The organism is Arthrobacter sp. Bi26 (genome assembly GCF_918697925.1).
GTDB lineage: Bacteria > Actinomycetota > Actinomycetes > Actinomycetales > Micrococcaceae > Arthrobacter.
The window spans coordinates 1-9,660 of the sequence record NZ_CAKKMF010000124.1; the positions used below are offsets into that span (position 1 = coordinate 1).

General features: G+C 67.2%; 10 protein-coding genes. 3 read left to right on the forward strand and 7 right to left on the reverse strand.

Annotated features, from left to right (window positions below):
* Window positions 1–248 (forward strand): hypothetical protein (locus LQV16_RS21495; RefSeq protein ID WP_229995889.1); only part of this gene is annotated, 248 nt, incomplete at its 5' end.
* 23 nt (window positions 249–271) lie between these two features.
* Here LQV16_RS21495 and LQV16_RS21500 read toward each other — a convergent pair.
* Complete coding sequence (locus LQV16_RS21500) at window positions 272–529, reverse strand: hypothetical protein (protein WP_229995890.1); 258 nt, start codon at window positions 527–529, stop codon at window positions 272–274.
* 369 nt (window positions 530–898) lie between these two features.
* Between LQV16_RS21500 and LQV16_RS21505 the strand changes: the two genes are divergently transcribed.
* Complete coding sequence (locus LQV16_RS21505; RefSeq protein ID WP_229995891.1) at window positions 899–2,491, forward strand: MFS transporter; 1,593 nt, start codon at window positions 899–901, stop codon at window positions 2,489–2,491.
* A 194-nt stretch (window positions 2,492–2,685) separates the two neighbouring features.
* A complete protein-coding gene (locus tag LQV16_RS21510) occupies window positions 2,686–3,738 on the forward strand; it encodes an FUSC family protein (RefSeq protein ID WP_229995892.1) in 1,053 nt (350 codons plus the stop codon).
* A gap of 12 nt (window positions 3,739–3,750) precedes the next feature.
* Here the strand turns inward: LQV16_RS21510 and LQV16_RS21515 are convergent, their stop codons facing one another.
* The 6 genes from LQV16_RS21515 to LQV16_RS21540 all read right to left on the reverse strand — a co-directional run bounded on the left by LQV16_RS21515 (window position 3,751) and on the right by LQV16_RS21540 (window position 9,625).
* Complete coding sequence (locus LQV16_RS21515; RefSeq protein ID WP_229995893.1) at window positions 3,751–4,533, reverse strand: SDR family NAD(P)-dependent oxidoreductase; 783 nt, start codon at window positions 4,531–4,533, stop codon at window positions 3,751–3,753.
* Between the two features lie 25 nt (window positions 4,534–4,558).
* Window positions 4,559–5,305 (reverse strand): hypothetical protein, encoded by a 747-nt coding sequence (locus LQV16_RS21520; protein WP_229995894.1) that lies wholly within the window; start codon window positions 5,303–5,305, stop codon window positions 4,559–4,561.
* A gap of 125 nt (window positions 5,306–5,430) precedes the next feature.
* On the reverse strand, window positions 5,431–5,775 hold the full coding sequence (locus LQV16_RS21525; RefSeq protein WP_229995895.1) for a GNAT family N-acetyltransferase: 345 nt from the start codon (window positions 5,773–5,775) through the stop codon (window positions 5,431–5,433).
* Window positions 5,772–7,112 (reverse strand): acyltransferase, encoded by a 1,341-nt coding sequence (locus tag LQV16_RS21530; protein ID WP_229995896.1) that lies wholly within the window; start codon window positions 7,110–7,112, stop codon window positions 5,772–5,774. Before LQV16_RS21530 ends, LQV16_RS21525 begins: the two co-directional genes overlap by 4 nt.
* A 186-nt stretch (window positions 7,113–7,298) precedes the next feature.
* Window positions 7,299–8,159, reverse strand: coding sequence for a class II fructose-bisphosphate aldolase (locus LQV16_RS21535; RefSeq protein ID WP_229995897.1), 861 nt, complete (start codon window positions 8,157–8,159; stop codon window positions 7,299–7,301).
* Complete coding sequence (locus LQV16_RS21540) at window positions 8,159–9,625, reverse strand: GntP family transporter (RefSeq protein WP_229995898.1); 1,467 nt, start codon at window positions 9,623–9,625, stop codon at window positions 8,159–8,161. Before LQV16_RS21540 ends, LQV16_RS21535 begins: the two co-directional genes overlap by 1 nt.
* Window positions 9,626–9,660: the final 35 nt, after the last annotated feature.

Here is a 9,660-nt window from a genome sequence, read left to right on the forward strand (position 1 = left end):
GCTTCAGCGACCGTGAACTCAAGGAACTCAGGCAACAACTGGACGCCCTGCCGCGGAAGACCTCCCCGTTCCGGGAGGTGCCCCACGCCGACGCCGCAGACGCCAACTGGGTGAGTGCAAAACTCGTCGGCGAGGTCACCTTCGGGGAATGGACCGGCACCGGGAAGCTCCGGCACCCGGTGTGGCGCGGCTGGCGCCTGGATAAGACGCCAGCCGACGTCGTGGTCGACCCTGCCGCCGGCCCCTAGTTAGGGGGCCGGTTGTGATGGGGCTAGTCGTGGTGGGGCATCTGTGGACGGCTTTGCCGGTGCATGGCTCCAGTGGCCACCTGCTGGCCTTGCCGCCCGCGGGCGGTATCGCGGTCCTTGGGGTGACGCTGCTTGCCACTGCCGTCCGGCCATTGCTGTCCTTGGCCCGCCCCGGGGGGAGCATGGTGCAGGGTCTCCGGTCCGGGCGCGTCAGCCATGGACTGCGCCAGATGGCCCGCGACCTCGGGCTCGATTTCTTCTCCGAATTGATGGTCCGCCATTGATCTTCCTTTCCGCTGTAATAACCGCTGTGAAGTGAAGTGTCCATCAATCGTAGGACTGCACGGATGAGATGTCTGTAGTGGCTGTGGCTGACTCTCCATTGGCCCGAATTCCGCCCAAAAATCCGCGTTTGCAAGGGCTGGTGCGGAAAATTTTGGCCGCGGCGCCGCCGGGATCGCCGGTTCCCAGTAATCGCGCGGCGAAACGGGGCAAAAGAAAATAGCGGAGTGGCCCCAAATGCCACCCGAAATGAGCGATCATACGGCACCAAACTCGGAAACTCCAGAGAAATCCCGTAAAATTGAAAGCCTGCCCAGAGCGGGGCAGCTACAAGTCGCAAGCAAATGACCTCCATAGGAGTGGCCCAAATGCCCACAGACCGAAGCACGACCGACTCTTCAGCAGGCGTTATTAACGCCAGCGGAACCAACCAAGGCGCGCCCAAGGGTGTGAAGAAACCAAAGCTACGTCGCCGTCGACTCCGCGAGTCCGACGTCAACGTTGTCGACCAGCCGATGCTCAAGAAGGCGCTCGGCGGCACCATCGTGGGTAACACCATGGAGTGGTACGACGTCGGCGTGTTCGGCTACCTGATCACCACCATGGGACCGGTGTTCCTGCCGGAGGCGGACAAGTCCGTCCAGACCCTGTTCCTGCTGGGAACCTTCGCCGCCACCTTCATCGCCCGCCCCCTCGGCGGAGTCGTGTTCGGCTGGCTTGGCGACAAGATCGGCCGCCAGAAGGTCCTTGCCACGACCCTGATGATCATGGCCGCCAGCACCTTTGCTGTCGGGCTCCTGCCCGGCTACGCGCAGATCGGCATCTGGGCTGCGGTCCTGCTGGTCCTGTTCAAAGTTATCCAGGGCTTCTCTACCGGCGGTGAATACGCCGGCGCCACGACCTTTGTGAGCGAGTACGCCCCTGACAAGCGCCGCGGATTCTTCGCCAGCTTCCTGGACATGGGCAGCTACCTCGGCTTCGCCCTTGGCGCAGCCCTCGTGTCGGTGCTGCAGCTGACCCTCGGCCAGGACACCATGGAGCAGTGGGGCTGGCGCATCCCGTTCCTCATTGCCGGCCCGCTCGGCCTGATCGCCGTGTACTTCCGGAGCAAGATCGAGGAATCGCCGCAGTTCCAGGCAACCCTGGATGCCCAGGAGAGCCTCGCCAAGGACGCAACCGCCTCGGACACCGCAGCCTCCAAGGGCCCGGTGGGCATCGTGAAGGCGTACTGGCGCTCCCTCATCGTCGCGATGATCCTGGTAGCGGCAGCAAACACCGCCGGCTACGCACTGACCTCCTACATGCCGACGTACCTCACGGAGTCCAAGGGCTACGACGAGCTGCACGGCACGCTGCTGACCATCCCCGTGCTGGTCATCATGAGCCTCTGCATCCCGCTGACCGGCAAGCTTTCTGACCGGATCGGCCGCCGCCCCGTGCTGTGGATCGGCGCCATCAGCACGGTGGTCCTGGCCACCCCCGCGTTCCTCCTGATCGGCATCGGCGAAGTCTGGTCCACGTTGGCCGGCCTTTCCCTGATTGCATTCCCGGTGACGTTCTACGTGGCCAACCTGGCTTCGGCCCTGCCGGCCCAGTTCCCGACGGCAAGCCGCTACGGCGCCATGGGCATCGCGTACAACTTCTCGGTGGCCATCTTCGGCGGCACCACGCCGTTCATCGTTGCTGCCCTGATCACCGCAACCGGCAACGACATGATGCCGGCCTACTACCTGATGGCCACCTCGGCGATCGGCGCCGTAGCGATCTACTTCCTCAAGGAATCCGCCCAGATGCCGCTGCCTGGCTCCATGCCGAGCGTGGACACCCAGGCCGAGGCCCGGGAACTGGTCGCGACGCAGGACGAGAACCCGCTGATCGACCTTGAGCACATGGATATGCCCATGGTCGCACCGGCCACCGCAGGGCGCGGGGAAGCCGAGAAAGTTCCGGCCTCAGTCTGACCTGCCCGGTCCGACCGGTCCCGGCAGCGGTAGCCCAGGCTACGTAGCTGACAGCCCCGCCCTTCGAGGCCTGTTCCGTATGTTTACCCGTTGGGGGAGCATCCGGAACAGGCCTTAGGCGTGTCCACACCACTTTCAGTCCCCGGGGACCCGGGGCCCCGGGGAAAAACACCGAAAACGGAGAGGCAGTTGTGATGACCCTGCTGCACCACATCCGTTCGCTGCACAGCCTGGCCCCGGCCAACAAGGACCACGTGTCGGCCTGGCGGGTGGCGATCAGCGTGGCCGTTCCGTCGTTGGTGCTGTTGGCGGCAGGGCGCCCCGAGCTGACCGGCTACGCCGTTTTCGGCGCGCTGACGGGCATGTACGGCCGCACCGAGCCCCATCAGCTCCGGCTCCGCCACCAAGGCCAGGCGGCTGTCCTGCTGCTCAGCGGTGTGGGGGTCGGCGTCTTCCTCTCCGTCCATCACATTCATTCGTGGGCCCTGGTGATCGCGGAGGCCGCGTTTGCCGGCGTGGCTTCGCTGTTCACGGACAGGACGGCCCTGAAACCGGCCGGCCCCTTCTTCGGGATCCTGGCCCTGGGCGCGTGCGCTTCTGTTCCGGCCGCAGTCCCTTGGCAGACGGCTGTTCTCATCGCCGCGGGATCGGCCGCGTTCTCGATCGTGATCGGCTTTGGCGGCTGGTTCCGGGGCCGCACCTGGCAGCGAGGTTGGCGGCGGGACGTCACGGTGCTGAGCGGGGCAGGCCGCCGGGCGGTGTGGCTGCATGCCGCCCGTTACGTGAGCGCTGTCGCCGCCGCCGGGACCCTCGGGGTCCTCAGCGGCAGCGGCCACCCGCATTGGGCCATGGCCGCGGCGGCGGTGCCGCTTTCCGGCGCGGATCTGCCCAGCAGCGTGTACCGCGGCGTCCACCGGATTGTCGGCACCCTCGTGGGCCTGGTGGTGGTTGCAGCCATCCTGTTCCCGTGGCCGGGCTCGCCGCTGCTGGCCTTCCCCGGACAGGAGGCCGCCGTCTTGGTCTGCCTGGTGATCGTCCTGCAGTTCAGCACCGAACTGTTCATGACCCGGCATTATGGCCTGGCCATGGTGTCCTTCACCCCGGTGATCCTGCTGGTCGGACAGCTGGCGGCGCCGACCGATCCCGGCGTCCTGATAGCCGAACGGGCCGTAGAGACCGGCGTGGGCGCCGCCGTCGGGATTCTGGTGGTCGTGCTGATACGGCGCGGGCGCCTGGCTATGCCCTGATGTGCCCGGCGCCTACTTGGCGCGCCGCGCCGGCCCAGCGACGAGCTTTGACGGCAGCACCCGTGAAACCGAGGTCAGGACCTTGTAGCGCTTGCTGGGGATGGAGACGGCCTTGCCCTTAGCGTTGTCCGCCAGGCCCTCGCTGACCACTTGCCGCGCCTCGAGCCACATCCAGCGCGGCGTCACGGTCTTGTCCATCCCCATCCGGTCGTGGAACTCGGTGTGGGTGAAGCCGGGGCACACCGCGGTGACCTTTACCCCGCGCGCCGCGTAGGCCATGTTGGCTGAGCGCGAGAAGCTCAGCAGCCAGGCCTTCGCTGCGGAGTACGTTCCGCGGGGCAGGAAGGCCGCCACGCTGGCGACGTTGATGATCCTGCCGGACCGGCGCGCGAGCATGCCCTGCAGGGCGGCGTGGCTGAGCTCCATGGCGGTTTCGACATGGAGTTTCAGGTGCTTCTTCTCCTCGGCAATGTCGTTGTCCTCGAAGGACCGCAACAAACCGATTCCCGCATTGTTGACCAGGATCTCCACCGGCCGTGCGGGATCGGTGAGGCGGGCGACGACGGCGGCAATCCCGGCGTCGTCGGTCAGGTCCGCGGCGATCGTCTCCGCCCCGGCCCCGTAGCTGTTCTCCAGCTCCGCCGCAGTGGCCGCGAGGCGGCCAGCGTCCCGGGCCACGAGCACCACGCGGTGGCCCTGTTCGGCCAATTGGCGGGCGAACTCGGCGCCCAGGCCTGCCGTGGCGCCCGTAATGAGAGCGGTGGTGTCCGGAGTGGACGCTGTTTGTGGATTCATAGCGACAGCCTAGCGGTGTACCGGCTCAGGCAAAGGCCGTGTCCGACGCCACTTCGTCCCCCGTCTGGCCGTCGCCCTCCGCCAGGCCGTCACCATCGGCCAGGTGGCGGTTCTGAAGCTCTTCGGCCGCGAGTTCATACCAGGTGTGCGCTCCGTACGACGGACTGCTGGTGTCGAGGTGGCGGTACAGGGCGTCGGCGAGCCGGCACAGGGCAGTGTCGGACAGGGCCCGGACCGTGGCCGCCGGATCCAGTGTGTCCTCGAAGTACTCCGAAAGCGCCAGCCCGTCCATGGCGCCAAGGTCACTGACGATGCCGGCCTCCGTGGCCAGCGGAATGTTGGCAGCCCCAAGCCCGGAGTCCAGGTCGGAGTCCAGGCCCGTGTCGAGCCCGGAGTTGAGACCGGCGTCGAGTCCGGCGAGGACTTCGGCGTCGGCGCCGACGTGGAGGAGGCAGATAGGCAGCTCAGCCGGTTCCTCGAGGGTGAGGCGGAATGGCACGGCCGCTCCGGGGTCCACGGCATCCTGGGGCTCCGGAAACGGCAAGGGGCTGGCATCCGCGAGCCGCCGGAGGTCCAGCAGCACATCCGGGTCCAGGTGGGACGTGCCGTGGAGGTCTACGATCACCTCGTCCCCGGCACCGATGCGGCCGGCGCGACGCACGATATGCATGAGGGCAGCCGAATCCGACGGGGCGACGCAGCCGGTAATTTCGAGCGTGACACGGGCGGGATCGATGTCCATCCGGACAAACACACGCAGTTTATGGTTCATGGGGTTCTCCAAAGGGACCTGTCCAAGAGCCAACTGCATAACTCTGCTCAAACTTTACGAGGTTGTTCTCCGGCTCACAAGCGGGCCCGGCACCCGTACAGATCCGGGCCTGCCGGATCAGGCGTTCAGGCCCCCTCAGGTACCCGCTCGGGCCAGTCCACATACTGGTGGTACGACTCATGTTTGCGCAGGTAGCGGTACATGAACGGGCAATTCGGGATGATCCGCTTGCCGGAGGCAACGACGTCATCGAGGGCGAAGTGCGCCAGCACCTTGGCGAGCCCCTGGCCCTGGAACTGCTCAGCCGTATCCGTGTGGATGAAGTCGATATGGCCCGGCCTGTCGATGAAACGCACCTGGACGGCCAGCTTGCCGCCGACACGGAGTTCGTAGCGGTGCAGCTCGTCGTTTCTGATGGTGGAGACGTCCGGGGCGAAGGTGTCTTCCGTGGTTGCCGAGTTCTCCGTCATGGTTCGACATTGGCACTTAATGGCGGGCGTGGCAATGGCGGTTCAGATCCGCTCTGCCCGTCATGTGGGGTGGTCAGCCGGATAGGAATCCGTCCCAGGAGCACGACGGCGAGCGCGAAGCAGGCGGCACCCCCGCCGAGGAGCCCAAGCATGAGCCCGTTGAGCGCCGCGTTGACCGCCGGGACAAAAACGGCGACCGCGGCCAGCAGCACGGCGGCCGCCGGGCGGCTCTGCGCCGGGCCGGACGCCGTCGGCCGCTCCTCCAGCCTGCCAAACAGCGCCAGCACCGGCAGCAACAGCGCGATGACGCCCATCAGCACCAGGGGCCGCCCCCACCACCAGGCCGCGCTTCCTCCGGCCGGCTGGGGAAAATCCGTCAGCAGCAGCAGCCCGGACATCGCCGCCAGCAGGGGCAGGTGCCACAAGTAGACGGTCATGGACCGCCGGCCGGCCACGCCCATCATCCGCCGCACGCCGGCCAGGGACGCGATCCGGGACAACCCCGGCCGGAAGAGCTGGAGGGCGGCGGCCTGGGAGATGCCCAGGAGCAGCAGCGTCACGTTCGGCGGATTGAGGTTCACCAGCATGTTCCCGGAGTACAGCCGCAGCAGCACTATCAGCCCCAGCAGCATGTTGCTGGCAACCATGATGCCAAAATGCGCCGGCCGGCCCGGCAGCAGCCGCTCGCCGTCTGCCACGATGAATCCGAGCTGCTGCACGGCGCACCACACGAACACCATGTTCAGGTAGGCCAGCGGCGGCAGCACTCCCCGCAGGCAATCGACCGCCACCACCAGGGAGGTCAGCCCGGCGAGGGTCAGCCACGGCGCGCGCGAGTGGAGAGCCGCCAGCCAGGGAAGGTTGAGTTGCGCGGCGAGGTACGCGGCCAGGAACCACAGCGGCATTCCGGCTCCGCTGGTCAGCAGCTCGATGACCTGGGCGTCAACCCCTGCCAGGCGGGCAGCGGACAGGGCGATGAACATGACAGCCAGCAGGACGGCAGCCGGACGGATCAGGCGCAGCAACCGGCCCTGCATGAAATCGAAGGCGTTGCCGCCCCTGGCGCGCAGCCGCTGCCAGGAGTGCAGACCGGTGATCCCGCCGGCCACAAAGAACAGCGGCATGATCTGGAAGACCCACACCACCGGCTCAAACCAGTGCTGATCGCCCAGGATGTTCTCGGTGGTCACGGTGCCGTCCGGGTGCAGGACCGGGCTGACCATCATCGTGTGCGCGACCACCACCAATGCCAGGCAGAAGAACCGGACAAGGTCGATCACCGGGTCGCGGTCCGGCATCGGGGCCGGGCCGCCGGCTGACCGCTGCTGTGGAACCATGGCGCCCCCTGGGAAGGCCGGCTGTGTCGCATCATTGTCGGCCCTGGGGCGCCTTGACGGCCAGAGCAGTTTGGCCCAGTTCCGTGCCGGTGTTCAGGCGCTAAGCAGCTCCAGCATGCCGAGGGAGGCCAGGATCATGGTTCGATCCCAGCCTCCCGTTCCGCCGGTTGCGGGTTGAACAGGCCGTCAGCGGGAGAGTGTGGCCAGGGCAGTTGCGGCGAACGTCCGCGCTGATGCATCCCAGTGGCCCAGCAGCGCCTGGAGGTTCTCGCCGTCGGCCCGGTGGGCGGCGGTCTGTTCCTCAAGGACCGCCAGGACGCCGGTGCGCAGCTCGGTGTTGAAGTTGACCTTGCCCACGTTCATGGCGGCGGCCTTGACCAGTTCCTCGGCCGGGATGCCCGAGGCGCCGTGCAGGACCAGCGGAATCCGGGTCCGCACGGCGATGTCCTGCAGCACGTCCCAGCGCAGCCGGGGCTCCCCCGTGTACTTGCCATGGACGTTGCCCACGGCTACGGCGAGCAGCTGCGCCCCGGTGCGGGCCACGAAGTCCTCCACCTGGGCGGAGTCGGTGAGGCCGGCGGGTTCCTCCGCCACGTCGGTCCCGAAGGCCCGGTCCTCGTCACCGGCGAGTCCGCCAAGTTCGGCTTCAATTACGACGTCGGCGCTGCCCTGCGCCGCCAAGGCCGCCCGGACGCCCTGGACCAGGGCGATGTTGTCCTCATAGGGCAGCGAGGACCCGTCGACCAGCACCGAGTCGGCCCCGGCGCTGACGGCGTCGGCGATCACCTGCGGGTCGGTGGCGTGATCGAGCTGCACGGCAATCGGAACGCCGGCGGCGTCGGCGAGTCCGCGGAGAGCGGCGATCAGCCGCAGCCCGTTGGGCGTGGCCGCGGTCTTCGGCGCGACCAGCAGGATGGCGCCCCGGCCGGATTCCTCGGCCGCCGCCACCACGGCGAGCGCGGTGGTGAAGTCGTAGCAGGTGAAGGCAGGGACAGCGGAGCCCTGCTGGAGGGCTGAGGCCACAAGGTGATCGAGTTGGGTACGCATCAGGCGCTCAAGCCCCCCACCAGGATCCAGGCCACGAACGTCAGCGCGAAGCCGGCGAGCCCGAGAATAGTCGTCAGCACCGTCCAGGTCCTGAGGCCGTCGGAGACGGTCAGGCCGTAGTAGCGCACGACGGTCCAGAATCCGGCGTCGGTCACGTGGGACAGGCCGAGGGCACCGAAGCCGATGGCGATCACAATCACGGCGATCTGGGCCGGCGAGTAGCCGCCGCCGGCAACGGCGGAGGTCAGCAGGCCGGTGGTCGTGACGATCGCGACAGTGGCTGAGCCCTGGGCGGCGCGGAGGGCAAGGGAAATGATGAAACCAAGAACGATGACCGGCAGGCCCAGGTGGTCCAGCGTCTGGGACAGGGCTGCACCGATACCGGAGGTCCGCAGGACCTCGCCGAACACACCGCCGGCCGCGACGACCATGAGGATGGACGCGATGGGAGGCAGCGCGCCTTCGAAAATTTCGCCGGTTTCCTTCAGTGACCAGTTGCGACGGACGGCCAGCAGGAAGAAGGAGAGTGCCACGGCCACCAGCAGGGCGAAGAACGGGTTGCCGATGAAGGCGGCCAGGCCGTACCAGCCGTTGTCCTTGGGAATGGTGAGGGTGCCCAGGGTGCCGATCAGGATCTGCACGATCGGGGCAGCGATGAGGAAGATGATCAGGGCCGGACGCGGCGGGGCAACGGCGTGGGCACCTGGACCTTCGTGGCCCACGCGCACCAGGGAGTCTGAACCGTACTCGTCCACCTGGGCTTTGACGGCGGGCAGCAGCTCGTAATCCCTGCTGTTCATGATGCTGGCAACCCAGTAGGACAGGAAGCCGAGCGGGATGCAGATGAGCAGCGAGATGAGGGTGATCAGTCCGATGTCGGCGCCGAACACCCCGGCACCGGCCACGATGCCCGGGTGCGGAGGCACAGCCACGTGAATGGACAGCATGATGCCGGCCATGGGGAGGCCGAACTTGACCGGGTGCACGTTGGCGATCTTCGCGAAGGCGTAGACGATCGGTACGAGCACGATGATGCCCACCTCGAAGAACACCGGGATTGCCACAAGGAAGCCAACCCCGGTGAGGGCCACGGCCACTCGCCGGGCGCCGAGCTTGGCGGTGAAGTGCGCCGCGAGGGACTGCACGCCGCCGGAGACCTCGATCATCCGCCCCAGGATCGCGCCGAGCGCGATCAGGAGGGCGACCTTGCCCATGGTGCCTCCCACTCCAGCGGCAACCACGGTGAACACGTCTTTGAGCGGGATCTGTGCGGCCACGGCCACCAGGATGCTGACGGTCAGCAGGGCCACGAAGGCCTGGATCTTGAACCGGATGATCATCATCAGCAGCAGGGCGACGCCGGCAGCCGCGATTGTCAGCAGCAGCGGAGTTCCCAGCTCCACGGCCGGCTTGATGACGGGCGCGTCGGCCGCGCGCACCATCAGGGAATTGAGCAGGGGGGTCATGAAGAGGCGTCTCCTTCGACAGGAAAGTCGCCCGA